Origin of the sequence: Streptomyces sp. NPDC060205 (assembly GCF_042728395.1) — a bacterium.
GTDB lineage: Bacteria > Actinomycetota > Actinomycetes > Streptomycetales > Streptomycetaceae > Streptomyces.
On record NZ_JBHWZP010000159.1, the window covers coordinates 1 to 21,342 of the forward strand.

Annotated in this window: 15 protein-coding genes; 3 read left to right on the forward strand and 12 right to left on the reverse strand. The window is 68.6% G+C overall.

Annotated features, from left to right (window positions below; genetic code table 11):
• Positions 1–148 precede the first annotated feature (148 nt).
• A complete protein-coding gene (locus ACFWGJ_RS25595; RefSeq protein ID WP_381831875.1) occupies positions 149–1,180 on the reverse strand; it encodes a hypothetical protein in 1,032 nt (343 codons plus the stop codon).
• A gap of 57 nt (positions 1,181–1,237) precedes the next feature.
• On the opposite strand from ACFWGJ_RS25595, the gene ACFWGJ_RS25600 reads away from it, so the two are divergent.
• On the forward strand, positions 1,238–1,612 hold the full coding sequence (locus ACFWGJ_RS25600; RefSeq protein ID WP_381831873.1) for an NTP pyrophosphohydrolase: 375 nt from the start codon (positions 1,238–1,240) through the stop codon (positions 1,610–1,612).
• Positions 1,613–1,624: 12 nt separating this feature from the next.
• Here ACFWGJ_RS25600 and ACFWGJ_RS25605 read toward each other — a convergent pair whose 3' ends face one another.
• The 9 genes from ACFWGJ_RS25605 to ngcE form a co-directional block, all read right to left on the reverse strand.
• Complete coding sequence (locus ACFWGJ_RS25605) at positions 1,625–3,118, reverse strand: amino acid permease (protein ID WP_387328706.1); 1,494 nt, start codon at positions 3,116–3,118, stop codon at positions 1,625–1,627.
• A gap of 156 nt (positions 3,119–3,274) precedes the next feature.
• Positions 3,275–5,197, reverse strand: coding sequence for a 1-deoxy-D-xylulose-5-phosphate synthase (gene dxs, locus ACFWGJ_RS25610; protein ID WP_387328709.1), 1,923 nt, complete (start codon positions 5,195–5,197; stop codon positions 3,275–3,277).
• A 295-nt stretch (positions 5,198–5,492) separates the two neighbouring features.
• Positions 5,493–6,785 carry a sugar ABC transporter permease gene (locus ACFWGJ_RS25615; protein WP_387328712.1) on the reverse strand — a complete coding sequence of 431 codons (1,293 nt, stop codon included), beginning with the start codon at positions 6,783–6,785 and terminating at the stop codon, positions 5,493–5,495.
• Entirely contained in the window at positions 6,782–7,573 is a 792-nt protein-coding gene (locus tag ACFWGJ_RS25620) for an ATP-binding cassette domain-containing protein (protein WP_189777611.1), read from the reverse strand. The genes ACFWGJ_RS25615 and ACFWGJ_RS25620 overlap by 4 nt, the downstream gene beginning before the upstream one ends.
• A gap of 221 nt (positions 7,574–7,794) precedes the next feature.
• Positions 7,795–8,901, reverse strand: a complete 1,107-nt coding sequence (locus ACFWGJ_RS25625; protein WP_387328733.1) for a substrate-binding domain-containing protein — start codon at positions 8,899–8,901, stop codon at positions 7,795–7,797.
• A gap of 133 nt (positions 8,902–9,034) precedes the next feature.
• Entirely contained in the window at positions 9,035–10,234 is a 1,200-nt protein-coding gene (locus ACFWGJ_RS25630) for an ROK family transcriptional regulator (RefSeq protein WP_189777609.1), read from the reverse strand.
• 195 nt (positions 10,235–10,429) lie between these two features.
• Positions 10,430–11,347 (reverse strand): carbohydrate ABC transporter permease, encoded by a 918-nt coding sequence (locus ACFWGJ_RS25635; RefSeq protein WP_387328715.1) that lies wholly within the window; start codon positions 11,345–11,347, stop codon positions 10,430–10,432.
• Between the two features lie 37 nt (positions 11,348–11,384).
• Positions 11,385–12,308 carry a carbohydrate ABC transporter permease gene (locus ACFWGJ_RS25640; RefSeq protein WP_387328717.1) on the reverse strand — a complete coding sequence of 308 codons (924 nt, stop codon included), beginning with the start codon at positions 12,306–12,308 and terminating at the stop codon, positions 11,385–11,387.
• 91 nt (positions 12,309–12,399) lie between these two features.
• The gene (ngcE, locus tag ACFWGJ_RS25645; protein WP_387328720.1) at positions 12,400–13,848 is read right to left on the reverse strand and encodes an N-acetylglucosamine/diacetylchitobiose ABC transporter substrate-binding protein; all 1,449 of its coding nucleotides are present in this window, start codon (positions 13,846–13,848) and stop codon (positions 12,400–12,402) included.
• Between the two features lie 595 nt (positions 13,849–14,443).
• On the opposite strand from ngcE, the gene ACFWGJ_RS25650 reads away from it, so the two are divergent.
• Positions 14,444–18,283 carry a GH92 family glycosyl hydrolase gene (locus tag ACFWGJ_RS25650; protein WP_387328723.1) on the forward strand — a complete coding sequence of 1,280 codons (3,840 nt, stop codon included), beginning with the start codon at positions 14,444–14,446 and terminating at the stop codon, positions 18,281–18,283.
• Positions 18,284–18,337: 54 nt separating this feature from the next.
• Here ACFWGJ_RS25650 and ACFWGJ_RS25655 read toward each other — a convergent pair whose 3' ends face one another.
• Both ACFWGJ_RS25655 and ACFWGJ_RS25660 read right to left on the reverse strand, forming a co-directional pair.
• On the reverse strand, positions 18,338–19,699 hold the full coding sequence (locus tag ACFWGJ_RS25655) for a hypothetical protein (RefSeq protein ID WP_387328726.1): 1,362 nt from the start codon (positions 19,697–19,699) through the stop codon (positions 18,338–18,340).
• 279 nt (positions 19,700–19,978) lie between these two features.
• Positions 19,979–20,908, reverse strand: coding sequence for a lytic polysaccharide monooxygenase (locus ACFWGJ_RS25660; protein ID WP_387328728.1), 930 nt, complete (start codon positions 20,906–20,908; stop codon positions 19,979–19,981).
• Between the two features lie 9 nt (positions 20,909–20,917).
• Here ACFWGJ_RS25660 and ACFWGJ_RS25665 point away from each other — a divergent pair, with 9 nt between their 5' ends.
• Complete coding sequence (locus tag ACFWGJ_RS25665) at positions 20,918–21,070, forward strand: hypothetical protein (RefSeq protein WP_387328731.1); 153 nt, start codon at positions 20,918–20,920, stop codon at positions 21,068–21,070.
• The last annotated feature ends 272 nt before the right edge of the window (positions 21,071–21,342 follow it).

Sequence of the window (21,342 nt, forward strand, 5' to 3'; positions counted from 1 at the left end):
GGATTTCCAGCCCGTCCGGCGGAATCTCAGCCTCTCCGGCGTTTGAGGAGCGGGGCTTCGGGGGCGGAGCCCCTGAGTCAGTGACGATGGGGGTCCCCCCGGTCGAGCGAAGCCGAGACTGGGGGAGGGTAGGGGCGGCGGGGGCGGATCAAATGGCCTGCCAGGCCTCCAGGGCCAAGCCCTGTTCCGGTTTTTGGTGGGTGAGGTGCAGCGCGCCCGTGGACGGCGCGAGCGTCGCCGCGACCACCCGCCCCTCCTCGTCCTCCGCGAGCGACACCACCGCGTCGGCGGGCAGCTGCGGACCCGAGTCCGTCCACCACGCCCCCGCCGACTCCTGCTCGGTGGGATACGCCGCGAAGGCGACCCGCCCACTGGCGGACCGCTGTGCGAGCAGCGTGCAGTCGACGTCGTCGAGCCGGCAACGGATCGCGGCCACCGCCCCCGGCCCCGCGCAGCCGAGGAGTTCGACCGGCTCCGCCCCGGCCCGCCACGCGCACACCGTGTCGTTGTCGTCCGTGTAGAACAGCGTCACGTGCTCGTCGGAGGTCGTCAGCGCCCGCAGGGTGCCCGGCCGGACGGCCACCTTCAGGGGCTCCTCGTCGAGCGCGGGGATGTGGCCGGGCCCGGCCTGCGTCCAGCGCAGGATGCCGGCGGGCGTGGCCGCGTACAGCTCGACGAGTCCGGACGCGCGGGTGACGGCGGCGAGTTCGCCGGTGACCTCGCGGCCCTTGAGGTCGCGCCAAGGGCCCCAGCCGCCGCGCTCCTTCTGGCCGCGCATGCTGACCCCGCCGCCCTTGTTGCGGACGAAGACGTGCGCCCGGCCCTCGGCGTCCACGGTGACGGCCGGTACGCCGGTCTGGGCGCCCTTGGTGTTGGGGTGCCCGAGCGGGTTCCAGTCGAGGGCGGCGAGGTGCGGCCTGAAGTGCGTCGAGTGGACGAGCCCCGCCTCACCGGCGACGGTGGGACGCCAGGAGACCAGGTGGGCGTAGGAGTCGGATCCCTGGCCCACGGCGAGCACCGGGTTGACGCGCTGGTCGCCGCCGACCGTGCGGGGTGCCGTCCAGGGGCCGCCGGGACGCTGCTCGGCCCAGCACCACACCGCTTCCTCCAGTGGAGCGTAGGCGCTGAGTCTGCCGTCCCGGCCGCGTATGAGCCAGGTGCCGTTGAGTGTGCGGGCCATTGACACTCCCCCACTCTAATCGGGTCGTGTGATCGCCCTCCGTGCGACCCTGGCCCTATGGACGCTGCCCCACTCGTGATCGTCGACGCCGCCAATGTGGTGGGGTCCGTCCCCGACGGCTGGTGGCGTGACCGCCGGGGCGCCGCGGAGCGCGTACGGGACCTGCTCGTCCCGTACGCCGACGACGGGCTCCCGGGCCTCGTGGGGCCCCTGGAGCTGGTCCTCGTGGTCGAGGGCGGTGCCCGCGGCGTGACGTCCGTGCCCGGAGTGCGGGTCGAGGCGGCGCCCGGCAGCGGGGACGACCGAATCGTGGAGCTGGTCGCCGAACACCCGGACCGCGCGCGCCTGGTGGTCACGGCGGACCGGGAACTGCGGCGCAGGGTCACGGAGTTGGGCGCCGAGGTCACGGGCCCGAGGACCGTACGCCCGTGACCCCGACAGGCCCTAGGGCGCTTCGACCGCCTTCTCGTCGCGGCCGAGGCGGCTGTGCGAGCGGCCGTAGACGAAGTACACGAGGAAGCCGAGGGCCATCCAGATGCCGAACCGCAGCCAGGTCTCGGCGGGCAGGTTCAGCATCAGCCACAGCGAGGCGGCGACGGAGACGATCGGCAGGATCGGGACCAGCGGGGTGCGGAAGGCGCGGGGCAGGTCCGGGCGGGTGCGGCGCAGGATGATCACGCCGACCGCGACCACGACGAACGCGAACAGCGTGCCGATGTTGACCAGTTCGGCCAGCTCGCTCAGGCTGGTGAAGCCCGCGACGATCGCGATGATCACGCCGAGCAGGATGGTCGGCCGGTGCGGGGTCCTGAAGCGCGGGTGGACGTGCGAGAAGAAGCGCGGCAGCAGTCCGTCGCGGCTCATCGCGAAGAAGACCCGGGTCTGGCCGAGCAGCAGGATCATGCAGACGGTCGTGAGGCCGACGGCGGCGCCGAAGCTGATGAAGCCCGCGTACCAGGGGTGGCCGGTGGCCTTGAAGGCGTCGGCGAGCGGCGCGTCCACGGACAGCTCGGTGTAGTGCTGCATGCCGGTCACGACGACCGACACCGCGACGTACAGCGTCGTACAGATGAGGAGTGAGCCGAGGATGCCGCGGGGCATGTCCCGCTGCGGGTTCCTGGTCTCCTCGGCGGCCGTGGCGACGACGTCGAAGCCGATGAAGGCGAAGAAGACGACGGAGGCGGCGGTGAAGATGCCCATCACGCCGAAGTTCGAGGGCGCCCAGCCGAACATGAGCTGGATGAGCGGGGAGTCGAGGCCGCTGCCCGCCTCCACGGGCTTCGCCTTCGGGACGAACGGGTCGTAGTTGTCGCCCTTGATGAAGAACGCACCGGCGATGATCACGACGAGGACGACGGTGACCTTGACGGCGACCACGACGGCGGTGACGCGCGCGGAGAGCTTCGTACCGACCACGAGGATGGCGGTGAGCACCAGGACGAGGGCGGCGGCGAGGATGTCGAAGCCGAAGCCGTCGGCGCCCTCCCTGCCGCTGAGCGCCGCGGGCAGGTGCCAGCCGGCGTTGTCCAGCAGCGAGGCGATGTAGCCGGACCAGCCGACCGCGACCACCGCGGTGCCGAGCGCGAACTCAAGGACGAGGTCCCAGCCGATGATCCAGGCGGGCAGTTCACCGAGGGAGGCGTACGAGAACGTGTACGCGGAGCCGGCCACCGGGACCGTGGAGGCGAACTCGGCGTAGCAGAGCGCGGCGAGCGCGCAGACGACCCCGGCCACGACGAAGGCCAGGGCGACGGCGGGGCCGGCGTTGTTCTTGGCGACCGTGCCGGTGAGGACGAAGATGCCGGTGCCGATGATGACACCGACCCCGAAGACGGTCAGATCCAGGGCGGACAGGGATTTCTTGAGCGCGTGCTCCGGTTCCTCGGTGTCCTGGATGGACTGCTCGATCTTCTTCGTCCTGAAGAGGGTGCTGCTCACGGGCGTACCTCCCACGCTTGTCGTCCTCGACATGATCGAGAGGGGGCGTGGTCCGTATGCCCCGGCGCGTGGGTTTTAACGCGAATGGGCCGGTTCCACCACCGTAAAGGGTGCGGGAACCGGCCCACTCGGGCGTGTCTCAGTGACGGGCGTGTCTCAGTCGCGGGCGGGCTCCGGTGTGGCGTGCGCCTGGTCGTACCGGCCGTCGAGCTTGGAGACCAGTCCGGTGACCTGGCGGGCGATGTCCGGTGCGGTCAGTCCGATCTCGGCCATGACCTCCTTGCGGGAGGCGTGGTCGAGGAAGCGCGGCGGGATGCCGAAGTCGCGCAGCGGTACGTCCACGCCCGCGTCGCGCAGGGCCTGGGCGACCGACGAGCCGACGCCGCCGACGCGGGAGTTGTCCTCGACGGTGACGACCACGCGGTGCCGGTCGGCGAGCGGGGCCATGGCCTCGTCGACGGGCTTGACCCAGCGGGGGTCGACGACGGTGGTGGTGATGCCCTGCTGGTCGAGGAGAGTGGCGATCTCCAGGCACATGGGCGCGAGCGCGCCGACGGACACGAGGAGCACGTCCGGGGTGTCGGTGCCCGGCTCCCGCAGGACGTCCATGCCTCCGACGCGGCCCACCGCGGGTACGGCCGGGCCGACCGCGCCCTTGGAGAAGCGGACCACGGTCGGCGCGTCCGTGACCTGGACGGCCTCGCGCAGCTGGGCGCGGACCTGGTCGGCGTCGCGGGGCGCGGCGAGCCTGAGGCCCGGGACGACCTGGAGGATCGACATGTCCCACATGCCGTTGTGGGAGGCGCCGTCGGTGCCGGTGACGCCGGCCCGGTCGAGCACGAAGGTGACACCGCACTTGTGCAGGGCCACGTCCATCAGGACCTGGTCGAAGGCGCGGTTGAGGAAGGTCGCGTAGACCGCGAAGACGGGGTGCAGTCCGCCGGTGGCGAGGCCCGCGGCAGAGACGGCGCCGTGCTGCTCGGCGATGCCGACGTCGTAGATGCGGTGCGGGAAGGCGTCCGCGAACTTCTTCAGGCCGACCGGCTGGAGCATGGCCGCCGTGATCGCGACGACGTCCTCGCGCTCCTTGCCGAGCGCGACCATCTCGTCGCCGAAGACGGAGGTCCAGTCGGCGCCCGAGGCCTTGACGGGCAGGCCCGTGTCGGGGTGGATGGGGCCGATGCCGTGGAAGCGGTCCGCCTCGTCGCTCAGGGCGGGCTGGTAGCCGCGGCCCTTCTCGGTGAGGCAGTGCACGATGACCGGGCCGCCGAAGCGCTTGGCGCGGGCGAGCGCGGACTCCAGGGCCTCCATGTCGTGCCCGTCGATGGGCCCGACGTACTTGAGGCCGAGGTCCTCGAACATGCCCTGCGGGGCGATGAAGTCCTTGAGGCCCTTCTTGGCGCCGTGCAGGGTCTCGTACAGGGGCCTGCCGACGACCGGGGTGCGCTCCAGGAGGTCCTTGCCGCGGGCCAGGAAGCGCTCGTAGCCGTCGGTGGTGCGCAGGGTCGCCAGATGGTTCGCGAGGCCGCCGATGGTCGGTGCGTACGAGCGCTCGTTGTCGTTGACGACGATGACGAGCGGGCGGTCCTTGGCGTCGGCGATGTTGTTCAGCGCCTCCCAGGCCATGCCGCCGGTGAGCGCCCCGTCGCCGATGACGGCCACGACGTGGTGGTCGTCCTTGCGCAGCACCTCGTTGGCCTTGGCGAGACCGTCGGCCCAGCCGAGGACCGTGGAGGCGTGGCTGTTCTCGATGACGTCGTGCTCGGACTCGGCCTGCGAGGGGTAGCCGGACAGGCCGCCCTTCATCTTCAGCTTCGAGAAGTCCTGGCGGCCCGTGAGCAGCTTGTGGACGTAGGACTGGTGTCCGGTGTCCCACAGGATCCGGTCCTTGGGGGACTCGAAAACCCGGTGCAGGGCGATGGTCAGCTCGACGACGCCGAGGTTGGGGCCGAGGTGGCCGCCGGTCTTGGACACCGCGTCGACCAGGAAGGTCCTGATCTCGTCCGCGAGCTGGTCCAGCTGCTCCAGGCTGAGCCGGTCCAGATCGCGCGGTCCCTTGATGCGGGTCAGCAGCGGCACCCGTGCCTCCTTGCAGTAGAGCGTTCGAGCTTTGCCGGGCCTGTCGAGTCTAATGTTCCGTCTTTCCCACCGACGCCCGGGCTGTGCGTCGTACATCACGCGTTCGGCCGTAAATCATCTCGCCCACCGACTCCCCCACCAAACGCCCCAGACGACACAAAAGTGCCCGGCGCCTGTGAAGGCACCGGGCACTCAAGGCCCCAAAGGGGCGCGGGGAACTGCGCGACCAGCCACGACGCACCCGCGGCTACCCACCGACGGGCGGTCCCGGCTCAACCGCGCAACCGCAAAACCGTTATGCGCGACCCGCGGTCTTCTGCGTCTTGCGCGTGATCGAGTCGATGACAACCGTGGCCAGAAGCACACCACCAGTGATCATGTACTGAACCGGCGTGGCGATGCCCTCCAGGGCGAGGCCGTACTGGATCGAGGTGATCACCATGACACCGAGCAGCGCGTTCCACGTGCGCCCGCGTCCACCGAAGAGGCTGGTGCCACCGATGACGGCCGCCGCGATGACGTTCATCAGCAGGTCACCGGCGCCGGCGCTCTGGTTGGCCGCGGCGATCTTCGAGGCCCAGAACAGACCACCGACGGCGGCGAAGAAGCCCGCCAGGGCGAAGACCGAGACGCGGACCGCCGTGACGTTGATACCGGCACGACGGGACGCCTCGACGCTGCCGCCGAGCGCGAAGATCTTGCGGCCGTAGCCGGTGCGGCGCAGGACGAAGTCGCTCAGCACCAGGACCAGGATGAAGAGCAGCAGCGCGAGCGGCAGGCCCTTGTACTGGTTGAACATGATCGCGGCGGCGAACGCCACGATCGCGAGCAGCGCGGTGCGCAGGATCAGGTCGCCCAGCGGCCGGGACGGGATGCCCGCGGCCTCGCGGCGGCGGCTGTCCAGGAAGCTGGTGACGAAGAAGAGCACCACGGCGACCAGCGCGAGGCCGTAGGCGGCCGCGACGTCCGAGAAGTAGTACGTGGTCAGCTTGCCGACCACACCGTCACCGTCGATGTTGATGGTGCCGTTCTCGCCCAGGATCTGGAGCATGAAGCCGAGCCAGAACAGCAGGCCCGCCAGGGTGACGGCGAACGCGGGGGCGCCGATCCGGGCGAAGAAGAAGCCGTGGAGCGCGCCGATGGCCGCACCGCTCGCGAGGGCGATGAGGACGGCCAGCCACTCGTTCACGCCGTGCGTGACGCTCAGTACGGCGGTGATGGCACCCGCCACACCGCTGACCGAGCCGACCGACAGGTCGATCTCGCCGAGGAGCAGCACGAAGATGATGCCGACCGACATCATGCCGGTGGCGACCATCGCGACGGCGATGTTGTTGAGGTTCTCGGCGGAGAGGAAGGCCGAGTTCAGGCTCTGGAAGATGATGCAGATGACGATCAGGCCGATGACGACCGGGACGGAGCCCAGGTCACCGCCCTTCATCTTGCGCTTGAACTCGCCGACGTAGCCGGCCAGGCCCTGCTCGCGCACGAGCAGCCGGGGGTCGACCACGGTCACCGCGTCGGCGGCGGCCTCGGGGTTCGCGACGGCGTGCTCGTCCGTGCTGGCGGAGGTCTTGTCGATGCTCACTTCTGAGCCTCCCCGTTGCTGCGCGCCGCACGGCGGGTCACGGCGTTGTCCGTGGCACCGGTGATGGCGGAGATGATCTCTTCCTGCGAGGTCGCCTTGACCTCGAAGACGCCGTTGTTGCGGCCGAGCCGGAGCACGGCCACCTTGTCGGCGACGGCCTTCACATCGGCCATGTTGTGGCTGATGAGCAGGACGGCGTGGCCGCGCTCGCGCAGCCGCTCGACCAGGTCGAGGACCTGGGCGGTCTGCTCGACACCGAGGGCCGCGGTGGGCTCGTCGAGGATGACCAGCTTGGGCTCGCCGAGCATGGAGCGGGCGATGGCCACGGTCTGGCGCTGACCGCCGGAGAGCGAGGCGATCGGGATGCGCACGCTGGGGATGCGGATCGACAGCGTCTGCAGCAGTTCGCGTGAGCGGCGCTCCATCTCGACCTCGTCCAGGATGCCGCGCTTCTTCAGCTCACGGCCCAGGTAGAGGTTGCCGACGACGTCGATGTTGTCGCACAGCGCGAGGTCCTGGTAGACCGTCGCGACACCCAGGTGCTGGGCGTCGTGCGGCTTGTTGATCTGGACGGCCTTGCCGTCCCATTCGATGACACCCTCGTCGATCGGGTGCACGCCGGCGATCGTTTTCACCAGCGTGGACTTTCCGGCGCCGTTGTCGCCGACCAGGGCGACCACCTCACCGGCGTGGACCTCAAGCTCTACGTCGGTGAGCGCCTGAACGGCACCGAATCGCTTCGAGACCCCGCGCAACGCCAGAACAGGCGTAGCGGACACGTTAACCATCTCCTTCGCCGCCTGACCCGGCGGGAGGTTGTGCAGAAGAGTTTGGGGGGGTGGAAGTGTTCCGTCCGGCGCCCCGCCCTAGCTGCGGGGCTGGTGGTTGCGGGGCGCCGGAGGGGCTTCGGGTACGACCGTCCCTCATGGACCGCATTGTCGCGGACCACAAGCCCGTACGGGAATTCAGCGGTACGAATTCCCGTACGCGGTAAGGGACTTGTCGCTGCCTACTTCAGGCCGGCCTTGTCACAGGCGGACTTGAACTTGGCGGTGCAGATCTCGTCCAGCGTGTAGATGCCGTCCTTGATCACGGTGTCGTTGATGTTGTCCTTGGTCAGCGAGACGACCGGGACGAGCACCGACGGGACGCCCTTGGTGGTGGGGCTGTCGACCGAGTCCTTGGCGATGGAGTCGAGCTTCTCGCCCTTGGCGAGCGCGACGGCCATCTGCGCGGCGACGTCCGCCTCCTGCGGGTAGGACTTGTAGACGCTCATGAACTGGTCGCCCGAGACGATGCGCTGCACACCCGCGAGCTCGGCGTCCTGGCCGGTGACGGGCGGCAGCGGGGAGACGCCCGCGGCCTTGAGGGCGGTGATGATACCGCCGGCCATGCCGTCGTTGGCGGAGTAGACGCCGACGATCTTGTCCTTGCCGATCGCCGAGATGGCGCCTTCCATGTTGGCGTTGGCGTTCTCCGGCTTCCACTCCTTGGTGTCGTACGACTTGGCGATGTCCACCTTGCCGTCGAGCTGGGAGAGGGCGCCCTTCTTGAAGAGGGCGGCGTTCGGGTCGGTGACCGCGCCGTTCATCATGACGATCTTCGCGGAGGGCTTGGCCTTGTCGCCCAGGGCCTCCAGGAGCGCCTTGCCCTGGACGCGGCCGACCTCTTCGTTGTCGAAGGAGGTGTAGGCGTCGATCGGACCCTCGGCGAGGCGGTCGTACGCGACGACGGGGATGCCGGCGTCCTTGGCCTTCTTCACGCCGTTGGCGATGGCCTTGGAGTCCACCGCGTCCACGATCAGCACGTCCACCTTGTTGGTGATCATCGTGTCGACCTGCTGGGACTGCGTGGTGGCGTCCTGCTTGGCGTTGGCGTAGACGACCTCGCCCTTGTCGTTCGTGAGCTCCTTGACCTTCTTCTCGATCAGGGGCTTGTCGAACTTCTCGTACCGAGCGGTCTGGTTCTCCGGAAGGAGGAGGCCGACCTTGATGTTGTCGCCCTTGGCGGCGGACTTCGTGGAGTCGCTCTTGTCGCCGGACTCCTCGGCGCTGCCACAGGCAGCCAGCGAGACGGCCATCGCACCAGCGGCAACGGCAAAGGCGGCGCGACGCATACGCGTGTTCACTTCAGAAACCTCCCTGACGAGGCCGCGACGTTGCGGCCGAGGTGGCTGGAAGTCAACTCGGCCGCACGTGCGACGTCAAGAAGTAAATCCTTAACGGAATGGCAACGCTGCCATCCGTTCTCTAAGTGAAGGCAGGCGTGACAGCGGTGAGCGATCCGTCCAAAAGGGTTGAATCGCCCATCTCGCCGAGTGCGAGGGCGAGCGCCCCGAGGACCTCCGCCCGACCGCCAAGTGCCCCTGGCAGAACGGATAGTTGACGCGCCGCACTGGGGATCGCATAGCGGCCGACGGACTCCCTTATGGGTCCTAGTACGAGCTCTCCGGCCTCGGCGAGATCACCGCCGAGCACCACCCGGCTCGGATTGAGCAGGTTGCACAGATTCGCCACTCCACTGCCGATATGTCGGCCGACGTCGGCGATCACCCGACGGCAGCCAGGGTCTCCGTCCCGCGCCAGCCGTACGACACCTTCCATGGTCAGATCCGTGCCGTGGCTGGACTGGAGGAGCGGCAGCACATAGCGCGCCGCCGCGAAGGTCTCCAGGCAGCCCCGGTTGCCGCAGCGGCAGACGGGGCCGGACTCATCAAGAGTAATATGCCCGATTTCTCCCGCTGTGCCACCCGGGCCGCGGTAGATCTTGCTGTTGATCACGAGTCCGGCGCCGACACCGCTGGCCACCTTGATGTACGCGAGGTCACGGACGCCCCTGCCGCTCCCCCAGACGAGTTCCCCGAGGGCTCCGAGGTTGGCGTCGTTGTCGACGTGCACGGGGACGCCCAGACGCCCCTGGAGCTCCTCCGCGGGCTTGGTGCCGGTCCAGCCCGGCAGGATCGCGGTGGAGCCGAGCGTCCCGGACTCCACGTCGATCGGCCCGGGCACGCCGAGACCCACCCCGGCGACCTTCGAACGGTCCACGCCCGTGGCCGCGATCAGGCGGTTGACCAGCTGTTCCGCCCGGTCGAAGCCCTGGGCGGCGGAGGCGTCCACATCGAGCGGCTCGGACTCCTCGGCCAGCACCTGGTGGGCGAGGTTGCCGACCGCGACGCGCAGATGCGTATGGCCGAAGTCGACGCCGATGACGATGCCGGCGTCGCCGCTCAGGCTGACGCTGCGGGCCCTTCGGCCGCCCGCCGAGGTGGGTGTGACCTCGACCGTTCCGCCGTCCTTCAGCTCCCGCACGATGTTGGAGACCGTGGCCGCGGACAGGCCCGTCGTCCTCGCGATCTCCGCCTGCGTGAGCGACCCGGCCAGGCGCACCGCGCGTACGACCCGTTCGAGATTGGCTCGGTGCAGCGACGACTGCGACCCCGGAGTCTCCACGACGACCTCCTGCGTACGGGGCCGCCTCGGTGAGGCCCCGTCTATGTCCAACTAGTGAACTCTAAGCTGAGCCGTTGGGGTCGCCTCCCGTCAAGAGGTTGAGCAAGGAAGGGGCGGTCGGGCGCCCGTGACACGAGGGTGGCCCCGGCTCCAATCCGGGACCACCCTCGCAAAACCGAACCGATGACCCGCCCGTTACTTGAGCGCCCCCGCGGTCAGCCCCTGCACGACCTGGCGCTGGAAGACGATGTACGCGGCCAGCACCGGCAGCATCGCCATCACGAGGCCCGCGAACAGCCCGGACCAGTCGCCCTTGTACCCCTGGCTGACGGCGAGCTGGACGAGACCCTGGGTGAGCACCTTGTTCTCCGGCTCGGTGTTGAGCACCGTCGGCAGCAGGTACTGGTTCCACTGCCCCAGGAAGTTGAAGATGGTGATGCTGATCAGGCCGGGCTTGGCCATCGGCAGCATCACCTGGAAGAACGTCCTGGTGTGCGAGGCGCCGTCCACGAAGGCCGCTTCCGCCACCGAGGTCGGCAGGGTCCGGAAGAACGACGTCATGAAGAACACGGTGAACGGCAGCGAGTAGCCGATGTAGACCAGGATCAGCCCGGGCAGCGTGTTCAGCAGCGAGAGGTTCTGCATCACGTAGAACAGCGGGACCAGCGCCAGGATGATCGGGAAGCTCATCCCTCCGATGAAGAGGAAGTAGATGAAGCGGTTCCCGGGGAACTCGAAGCGCGCGAGGACGTACGCCGCCATGGAGCCCAGCAGCATGGTGCCCAGGAGCGAGAACCCCACCACGATGATCGTGTTGAGGAAGTAGTCGCTCATGTTCGCTTCGGTCCAGGCGCGCGACCAGTTGTCGAAGTGCAGCGAGTCGGGCAGCGACCAGGGCGAGCTGAAGATCTCCTTGTCCGTCTTGAAGGAGGTCATCACCGCCCAGAGCAGCGGCATCGCGACCATGAACGCCCACAGGATCAGGAAGCCGTGCGAGAAGACGTTGAGCGTCCTGCCGGTGGCCTTCTCCCGCGGCGCGGGTGCGGGCGCCGTCTTGGCGACGGGTGGCCGCTCCCCCGTGGTGTCGGCGGGAGGCGTGTCGGTCGTCTTCATGCGTGGCCTCCTCGCGGCTCGGTGAACTCGGTGCGCATCAGTACTCCAGCCGCTCGCGCCGGCCCAGCCTCATCACGACCGCCACGAACAGCAGCGTCACGAAGAGCAGGGCGACACCGATCGTCGTCGCGTAGGCGGCCTGGCCGTCGCGGAACGCCTTCTGGTAGACGTACAGCGGCAGGACGGTCGTCGAGTAATCGGGGCCGCCGGGGCCCACGGTCATGATCTGCACGACCGCGAAGGACTCGGCGCCGAGCGCCAGGATGCCCACGTAGGCCCAGCCGGACTGCACGGTGTCCCAGAGCAGCGGCAGGGTGATCTTGAAGAAGGTCGTGATGCGGTTCGCGCCGTCCAGCAGCGCCGCCTCGTAGTAGTCCTTGGGGATGGAGGCCATTCCCGCGGAGAAGAGCACCACGAAGAATCCGACGGTGCACCAGACCAGGACCGCGAAGATGCACCACAGGGCGAGGTCCGGGTCGCCGAGCCAGTCGGGCTGCACACTGTCCAGACCGATCGCCTTCAGGAAGGAGTTGATCGCCCCGCTGTTGGGGTTGTAGGCGAACTGGAACAGCAGCGCGACGATCGCGATCGACAGCACCTGCGGAAAGAAATAGACCACCTTGTAGAAGGCGGAACCCCGGACGCCGGCGATCGCTGCATTCTTCCGGCGCCGTCCGCCGACATTGAGCATGAAGGCGAAGAACAGCGCGAGGGTGAGCGTCACCAGCGGCAGCAGCACCACCAGCATCACACTGTGCTGCAACGACTTCCAGAAGACCTCGTCGTCCCACAGTCTCGTGTAGTTCTTGAAGCCCACCATTTTGAACTCGGGGCTGAGACCGCTCCAGTCCGTGAACGAGTAGTAGATGGACTGGATGAAGGGCCAGATGACGAACAGGCCGTAAATGGCCAGGGGGGCCGTCAAGAACCCGACGATGAAACGGTATTTACCGTGTTGCATTCCTACCGACCCGATCTTCCCGCGGGGGCTGCCGTCGACGCCGCACAACGACGGCCGGGGCCCCGGACACCGCCCGGGACCCCGGCCTCGCTCACTGGTGCTTGTAGTGCTGGATGCTGTCGTCCTTGGCCGCCTCGTCGGCGTAACCCTGGATCTTCTTGATGGCCTCGACCGGGGTGAGGCGGCCGGCCATCATCTCGCCGAGGCCGCCGACGCCGATCTTCTCCTTCTGCAGCGCCACGTACCAGTCCTGGATACGCGGGTTGACCACGTTGTCGCCGGCCTTCTCCAGGGCCGCGACACCGGACTTCAGACCCGGCGTCAGCTCGATGCCGTCGGTGCCGCCGTTGAAGGCGGTCAGCGACTTGACGGAGGAGGTGAAGTTCTTCGAGGAGTCCTCGCCGAGCATGATGCGCAGCTGCTCCATGCCGCCCTCGGTGTTCTTGGCCTTCGCGGGGACGATGAAGGGCTCGCCGCCCGACGCCCAGATGGTGCCGAAGGGCATCTTGTCCGAGCTGTCGATGCCGCTGGGCGCGTTCACCGCGAGGTTGAAGTCCTTCGGCATGGTCTTCGCCGCCTCGTTCTCCACCCAGGAGCCGTTCGGGATGAAGAGCGCCTTGCCCTCGGTCCAGGCGGTCTGGGACTGGATGTGGTCCAGGCCCGGGGTGCCCTTGAGGATGTAGCCCTTCTTGTAGAGCTCGTAGTACGCCTCGAAACAGGTCTTGACGGCCGGGTGCTTCCAGGCGTTCGGCTCCAGGTTGTCGATGGCGTCCAGGACCTCGCGGCCACCGACCTTGGCGATCATCGGGTAGAGCGAGAAGGGGACGTAGTACGGGTACTTGCCCGCGTACGTCCAGCCCGCGATGCCCTTCTTCTTCGCCTTGGCGCAGACCGCGAGCATGTCGTCCCAGGTCTCCGGGTACTCCGCGTCCAGGCCGTCCAGGGCCTTCTGGGAGTACCACACGCCGTAGACGGTGTACGCGTAGTACATGATCCAGACCGGGTCGCCGTCGAACTGGCCCATCTCGACGATGCCGGGGCGCAGGGTGTCGCGGACCTTCTTGGCCGGGTCGTCGTAGGACGGCGAGTCGAGGAGCGTGGTGAGGTCGGCGAGCTGCTTCTTGCCGACCAGGACGCCCATGTCCATCTGCTCGGCACCCGAGTTGTCGATCAGGTCCGGCGGGGTCCCCTGGTTGAAGCGCGGCTGCAGGACCGACTGGATCTTCTGGGTCGAGGAGAACTTGACCTTCGCCTCGGGGAACTTCTTCTCGTAGACGGCCTTGGCGTCCTCGGCGTACTGCGTGCCGAAACCGCCGTCGAAGATCACGATCTCCAGCGGCGCGGTCTCGTTGACGGCGAGCGGGTTCTCCTTGGTCTTCTTGCCCTTGTCGACCTTTTCGTCGCCGCCGCTGTCGCCGCTGGCACACGCGGACAGAAAGCCCATCGTGGGGACGGTGATCAGACCGAGCGCGGCGGACCGCTTGATCAGGTCGCGCCGGCCGACACCCTCGCGGTCGTTGTGTGCGGAAGTGGATCCCATGCTCAAGTCCTCGCCTTCGTCAGGACTCAGGCGGTGAACCGGACCCTCCCCGGCACCGCGGTTGGTACTGCATTACCCGGGGGGAACCCCGGTCCCCCCGGCAGGAAAAACAGGTCGGACAAACTGCCCGGCGCTTGAGCGAGGGAACATCAGTAGAGCTGGATCGTGCCCGGAATACCGGTAACCGCGGGAATGCGCGGCACGTCGCTGTTGGCCGCGCCCCCTCGTCTGCCGGCGGCTTCCTGTCCGCGACCGGTCGAACGATCGGGCGGACGCCGACAGGTATAGTCCACTTCCCGCCAACGGAGCAAGATCGAATGCACAGTTGGCCGACACTCTTTCCCGAAGTGAGACCTCGCGGAAATATGAGCTGCCCACAGGCTTGCCACACAGGGCGTGATCAGGCAACGATCAGTGCCCGAACAGGAAGCCGACAGGTTGGCCCACGAGGGGGCCGTCGAGTCGGCTGTCGGCGGTACCCCCGTACGCCACATACAACACCCTTGACATCAATGGTCACTTGACTCCCTACTGGACCTGCGCAGCGAATTTGACAACGTTGTCCAGGCGCACGTGACAGGGAGGGTGCTGGCGCATGCACCACAGATCTCGGCAAGGGTCTCCGTACAGATCCCGGCTCGGAACGAGGTACGGGTGGGGTTCCACCGCGGTCCTCGGAACGGCCGCCTTCGCACTGGTGGTGGCCTCGCAGGGCGCCGCCGTAGCCCGTCCCGGTGAAGCCGCGGCGGCGGACCGGGAGTTCGCCTCCTCCTTCGAGTCGGGTGAACCCGCACCCGACTGGCTCAACACGGTCGACACCTCGGCGGACGGCACAAAGCGCGCCTCGGGGGTCGACGGCGGCTTCAGCACCGGCATCCCGGGCAATGTGACGGACCACGTCACGGACGTCCGCGCGAGCGCCGAGAACACCGGCGGCGGCGAGGTGAAGGAGAACCTCGCCGATGTCGAGCCCAGCACCAAGTGGCTGACCTTCGCGCCCACCGGCTGGGTGGAGTTCGACCTGGACGCCCCCGTCAAGCTGCTGTCGTACGCGCTCACGTCGGCCAACGACCACGACGAGCGCGACCCCGTCGACTGGACCTTCCAGGGCTCCACCGACGGCAAGGACTGGAAGACCCTCGACACCCGGGCCGGCGAGTCCTTCGCCGAACGGTTCCAGACGAAGACGTACAAGCTCGGCGAACCGGCCGAGTACGCGCACTTCCGGCTCGACATCACCAAGAACAAGGGCGCCTCCGACGCGCTGCAGCTCGCCGACGTGCAGTTCTCGACGGGCGACGAGGACGACCCGACCCCCAAGGACATGCTGTCCCTCGTGGACCGCGGTCCGAGCGGCTCCCCGACCGCCAAGGCGGGCGCGGGCTTCACCGGCAAGAAGGCGCTGCGCTACGCGGGCACCCACAAGGCGGACGGCCGCGCCTACTCGTACAACAAGGTCTTCGACGTGAACGTGGCCGTCGGCCGGGACACCGAGCTGGCGTACCGGATCTTCCCGTCGATGGCGGACGGCGACCGGGACTACGACGCCACGAACGTGTCGGTCGACCTCGCCTTCACGGACGGCACCTACCTCAGCGACCTGCGCGCCCAGGACCAGCACGGGTTCGCGCTGACGCCGCAGGGCCAGGGCGCCTCGAAGGTGCTGTACGTCAACCAGTGGAACAACGTCACCTCGCGGATCGGCTCGGTCGCGGCCGGCCGGACCGTCGACCGCGTCCTCCTCGCGTACGACTCGCCGAAGGGGCCCGCCAAGTTCCGCGGCTGGCTGGACGACGTGAAGCTGAGCGTGCAGAAGCCCGGGAAGCCGAAGGCGCATCTCTCGGACTACGCCTCGACCGTCCGCGGCACCAACTCCAGCGGCGGCTTCTCGCGCGGCAACAACTTCCCGGCCACGGCCGTGCCGCACGGCTTCAACTTCTGGACCCCGGTGACGAACGCGGGTTCGCTGAGCTGGCTGTACGACTACGCGCGCGCCAACAACGCGGACAACCTGCCCACCGTCCAGGCGTTCAGCGCGAGCCATGAGCCGAGCCCCTGGATGGGCGACCGGCAGACCTTCCAGGTGATGCCGTCGGCCGCGTCCGGCACCCCGGAGACGGGCCGCACCGCCCGTGCGCTGCCCTTCAGGCACGAGAACGAGACGGCACGCCCGTACTACTACGGTGTGACGTTCGAGAACGGGCTGAAGACGGAGATGACGCCGACGGACCACGCGGCGTCCATGCGGTTCACCTTCCCCGGTGACGACGCGAACGTCCTCTTCGACAACGTCACGGACCAGGCGGGCCTGACCCTCGACAAGGAGAGCGGCACCTTCACCGGCTACTCGGACGTCAAGTCCGGGCTGTCGACGGGCGCCACCCGCCTCTTCGTGTACGGGACCTTCGACGCGCCCGTCACCGAGGGAAGCTCCTCGGGCGTCAAGGGCTACCTGAAGTTCGAGCCGGGCGCGGACCGCACGGTCACCCTGCGCATCGCGACCTCGCTCATCAGCATCGACCAGGCCAAGGACAACCTCCGCCAGGAGATCCCTGACGGCACGTCCTTCGACAAGGTCAAATCCCGCGCCCAGCAGGCGTGGGACAAGATCCTGGGCAAGGTCGAGGTCGAGGGCGCGACCCCCGACCAGCTGACGACGCTGTACTCCAGCCTCTACCGGCTGTACCTGTACCCGAACTCCGGCTTCGAGAAGGTCGGCGGCAAGTACCAGTACGCCTCGCCGTTCTCGGCGATGCCCGGCCCGGACACCCCGACGCACACCGGCGCGAAGATCGTCGACGGCAAGGTGTACGTCAACAACGGCTTCTGGGACACCTACCGCACGACATGGCCCGCCTACTCGCTCCTGACGCCCGGCCAGGCCGGTGAGATGGTCGACGGCTTCGTCCAGCAGTACAAGGACGGCGGCTGGACCTCGCGCTGGTCCTCGCCCGGCTACGCGGACCTGATGACCGGCACGTCCTCCGACGTCGCGTTCGCGGACGCGTACGTCAAGGGCGTCGACTTCGACGCGGAGTCGGCGTACGACGCGGCCGTGAAGAACGCGACCGTCGTGCCGCCCTCCTCGGGCGTCGGCCGCAAGGGCATGACCACCTCGCCCTTCCTCGGCTACACGAGCACCGACACCCACGAGGGCCTGTCGTGGGCGCTGGAGGGCTACCTCAACGACTACGGCATCTCGAAGATGGGCGAGGCGCTCTACAAGAAGACCGGCAAGAAGAAGTACAAGGAGGAGGCCGCGTACTTCCTCAACCGCGCGCAGGACTACGTCAACCTCTTCGACTCGAAGGCCGGCTTCTTCCAGGGCCGCGACGCCAAGGGCGACTGGCGGGTGGACTCCGAGAAGTACGACCCGCGCGTGTGGGGCTACGACTACACGGAGACCAACGGCTGGGGCTACGCCTTCACCGCGCCGCAGGACTCGCGCGGGCTGGCCAACCTCTACGGCGGCCGGTCGGGCCTCGCGGAGAAGCTGGACACGTACTTCGGTACCCCGGAGACCGCCGGGCCCGAGTTCGTCGGCTCGTACGGGGGCGTCATCCACGAGATGACCGAGGCCCGCGACGTCCGCATGGGCATGTACGGGCACTCCAACCAGGTGGCTCACCACGTCAACTACATGTATGACGCGGCCAGCCAGCCCTGGAAGACCCAGAAGAACGTGCGTGAGGTCCTCTCGCGGCTCTACACGGGCAGCGAGATCGGCCAGGGCTACCACGGCGACGAGGACAACGGCGAGCAGTCGGCCTGGTACCTCTTCTCCTCGCTCGGCTTCTACCCGCTGGTCATGGGCAGCGGCGAGTACGCCGTCGGGTCGCCCCTGTTCAAGAAGGCGACCGTCCATCTGGAGAACGGCCGCGACCTCGTCGTGAAGGCCCCGAAGAACAGCGCGAAGAACGTCTACGTGCAGGGCCTGAAGGTCAACGGGAAGAAGTGGACGTCGACCTCGCTGCCGCACTCGGTGCTCTCGCGCGGCGCGGTGATCGAGTTCGACATGGGGCCGAAGCCGTCCTCGTGGGGCACCGGCAAGAACGCGGCGCCCGTGTCGATCACGCAGGACGACAAGGCGCCGGCTCCCCGCACCGACGCCGTCAAGGGCGAGGGCCCGCTGTTCGACAACACGTCGGGCACGAGTGCCACCGTCACGTCCGCGGACCTGCCGACCGCCGACCCGGTCAAGGCCGTGCAGTACACGCTGACGTCGGCCGACGGGGCCAAGGCCCCCAAGGGCTGGGTCCTGCAGGGCTCGTCCGACGGCACCACGTGGAAGGACCTCGACAAGCGGTCCGGGCAGTCCTTCGCCTGGGACAAGCAGACGCGGGCCTTCTCGGTGGCGGCACCGGGCACGTACGCGAAGTACCGCCTGGTCCTCGACGGTGAGGCGACGCTGGCGGAGGTCGAACTGCTGCGCTGAGGCGAGCACTTGACCCACTGAAGAACACGCTGAAGAACACGCACACGGCACCGGTTACGGCAGGACGGTAACCGGTGCCGTGTCGTTGGCGGGGTCGGGGTCGCGGCGGTCGGTCCCGGCGGCGTCGATCACCCGTACGCTGCCCTCGCCCGGCCCGTCGAGACGGAACGTGAAGTCGAAGATGCTCGACTCCCCCGCTTCGAGCCCGCTGCGCACGGGGCAGGAGTACGTGCCCTTCTCCAGCTCGCAGGAGGGCTCGTACACGTCCTCGTCGATGGCCTCCTCGGGCTGCTCGACCACGGTGGCGCCCGGGGGCGGGGTGAACAGCAGCCGGGTGGTGCCGGGGTCGGCGGGCCCGTTGTTGCGGACCTTCAGGTGCGCGGTGTGCTCGGTGCGCCGGCTGCTCAGCTCGACACCGACCTCGAAGTCGGCGTAGGTGTCCACCTGCACCGCGCTGCCCGCGTCACCGCCCGCGAAGGTCCCCTTCAGATCGGCGCCCCTGGCGGTCCCCGCCGTCAGCCGCGGGCCGTCGCCTGGCTCGCCGCCCGCGGGTACGACGCTGTCCTTCGCGGGGCCCATGTCCAGGGCCCATGCCTGTCGGCCGAAGGACGTGTGCATCTGCGTGCCGGCCACCTCCAGCCGCAGAGCCGGGTCGAGGGTGACCGCCTCCCCGGGCGGTATGCGCAGGTCGGGGAACTCGCACACCGCGAGGGAGGGACGCGACCCCGAGTAACGGCAGTTGCGGTACAGGCTCTTGAAACCCAGGCCCTCGGCGACGGCGAGTTCCAGGCCGACGCCCCGCACGGGCACCTCCCCGGCGTTGCGGACCACCAGCGGCGTGCTGAGGACGGAGCCGGGTGCGACGTCCTCGAACACCTTCGTCGTGCGCACCTGCACGACGGGCTCGCCGACGACGACCCGGGTGCGGGCGGTGAGCGTCTTCCCCTTCGGAGTGGTGAACCGGAACCGGACCTTCGCGCTGTCGCCGGGCCGGCCGTCCGGGGCCGCGTACGGATAGACCCGGTCCAGGTCGGACCAGCTGTCGTACGCACCGCTCACCTTGCAGACGACCCGGGTGGCGGTCCCGGTGCACCTGGGGTTCTTCTTGCGGATCTTCGAGGTCTTGAGCCGTACGGTCCGGCCGGACCCGGTGACGTCCACGATGAGCCGGTGGTCCTGCGCACCGTAACCGCTCCTGGACGTCACGTCCTCGGCCCGGACGTGGAAGGGCACCTTCCTCTCGGGCCCGGAGTCGTCCCCGTGCGGCCGGAGATAGAACAGGTCCGGCACCGAAATCGACGACTTCTTCCCCGTGTCCATGAGGGTGCCGCAGGCGGTGAGTCCGCCCAGCGACAGCAGCGTCACCAGTACAAGGCAGACGGCGGCCCGGCGCCGTACCGTGTCCCGCTCGTTCATGCGCCCTCCCGCGGGAGACCGTACCAACCCGTATCAACCTCAGAAGTGGCTCAAGATTCCAACTGCGTTGGCTGCGGGCTTCGTTGGGGAGGTAGAGTCGTTTTCGGACCACCGGACAACGTTGTCGTCTCCGTGGTCCGCGCGACCTCATCCCCTCCGGCCAGGCACTCCCCCGACCTGCCCGGCTCGCGGACCCGGTGGATTACGGCCACCGGGTCCGCCCAGAGCAGCCCGGGAGAGCCCCGTCCCGGAAGCCGACAGGGCCGCCCCTTGAGCGGCTCAGCCCGGCCGGCACGGCAGGGCGGTCGCCGTATCACCTCCGGAGCCCTGGACGACGTAACCGAACGTGGTGCTCTCGCCCGGATCGAGCGACCCGTTCCAGTCGGCGTTGTGGACCATCACGTCCTGGCCGCTGTACGTGGCGTTGCCGCTCCAGAGACTGGCGACGGACTGACCGCCCGGCAGCGACCAGTCGACCATCCAGCCGAGCAGCGGCACGTCCCCGCTGTTGGTGACGGTCACCTCGGACTGGTAGCCGCCCGACCAGCTGCCCGTGGTGCGGCGGGCGGCGGAGCAGGCGCCGGCCGGGGGCTCGGTCGGGTTGCCCGGGTCGTGGATGCCCGTCACCTCTCCGTTGCCGCCGTCGAAGACGATGTCGGAGCAGGAGTAGAAGGTCTCCGCGCTGTCCGAGCGCTGCCAGACCATGTAGATGAGGTGGCGGCCCGACTTGCCCGCCGGAAGCTGCCCGGACCAGGAGTAGTTGGCCTCGACCGTGCCCGGGGAGCCGTTGAGCGGCGGGTGGTCGACGCTCAGGAACGGCTGTGCCTCGATGTCGTTCCAGGTGAGCGGCTTCGTCGGGTCGTAGCCGTCCTTGGTGAGGTAGACGTAGAACCAGCCCGGGTGCGCCGCCCAGGCGTTGTAGGAGAAGTCGACGGTCGCGCCCGAGGTGAGGTGGGTGAGCGGCCAGTCGGCGCTCGGGGTGTTGAAGCCGGTGAAGTTGGTGTTGCCGCCGCTGCACAGTTCGCCGTCGGGCACGAAACCGCGGGTGCGGCCGGCTCCGTCGGAGCGCAGCACCGAGAACCAGTTGTAGAACGGCGTCGTGCCGCTGACCTGCTGGGCCGACTTGCAGGCGGGGTTGACCGGCTTGATCTCACCGGTGTCGGTGAGCGCGTCCTGCCAGCACAGGAAGGTGCGACTCGCGGGCTTCATGGGGGTGCCGTGGGCCTCCGCCTCGCCGCCCGCCGAGACGACCAGGCCGAGGGCGGGGACCGTGACGACCAGGGCCAGCAGGATGAGGAGGAGGGCTCGGCCGCGGGCGGGAAGCGGGAAGCCGCGGAGCGCGGAGCGGCGGGTTGCGGAGCCGCGGAGTAATGAGCGGCGCGGGGGGCGTGGAGGCTGCTCGGGGGGTGGCTGGGCCGGAGTGATTGGCAGGCTCATGACAGGACTGACCATCCCTTCGTTCACAGGCCGTGTGGGTGCGTGTGGTGTACGTGCGGGATGTGTGGGGTGGGGGCGGCCCCGGGGCGGGTTCCGGTCCACCCCGAGTGGGAGCGCTCCCACCCCACGTGCTGTCGAAGCTAGCGCGGCGCGATGCACATGTAAACGGCTGACGCGTGAGGGCCGCACCCGGACGGGTGCGGCCC

Bases quoted from the DNA above. Each gene is read 5' to 3' on its own strand.
- ACFWGJ_RS25595 (WP_381831875.1), bottom strand. From the start codon at position 1,180: ATGGCCCGCACACTCAACGGCACCTGGCTCATACGCGGCCGGGACGGC.
- ACFWGJ_RS25600 (WP_381831873.1), top strand. From the start codon at position 1,238: ATGGACGCTGCCCCACTCGTGATCGTCGACGCCGCCAATGTGGTGGGG.
- ACFWGJ_RS25620 (WP_189777611.1), bottom strand. From the start codon at position 7,573: ATGGTTAACGTGTCCGCTACGCCTGTTCTGGCGTTGCGCGGGGTCTCG.
- ACFWGJ_RS25660 (WP_387328728.1), bottom strand. From the start codon at position 20,908: ATGAAGCCCGCGAGTCGCACCTTCCTGTGCTGGCAGGACGCGCTCACC.
- ACFWGJ_RS25640 (WP_387328717.1), bottom strand. From the start codon at position 12,308: ATGCAACACGGTAAATACCGTTTCATCGTCGGGTTCTTGACGGCCCCC.
- ACFWGJ_RS25635 (WP_387328715.1), bottom strand. From the start codon at position 11,347: ATGAAGACGACCGACACGCCTCCCGCCGACACCACGGGGGAGCGGCCA.
- ACFWGJ_RS25650 (WP_387328723.1), top strand. From the start codon at position 14,444: ATGCACCACAGATCTCGGCAAGGGTCTCCGTACAGATCCCGGCTCGGA.
- ngcE (WP_387328720.1), bottom strand. From the start codon at position 13,848: ATGGGATCCACTTCCGCACACAACGACCGCGAGGGTGTCGGCCGGCGC.
- ACFWGJ_RS25655 (WP_387328726.1), bottom strand. From the start codon at position 19,699: ATGAACGAGCGGGACACGGTACGGCGCCGGGCCGCCGTCTGCCTTGTA.
- ACFWGJ_RS25625 (WP_387328733.1), bottom strand. From the start codon at position 8,901: ATGCGTCGCGCCGCCTTTGCCGTTGCCGCTGGTGCGATGGCCGTCTCG.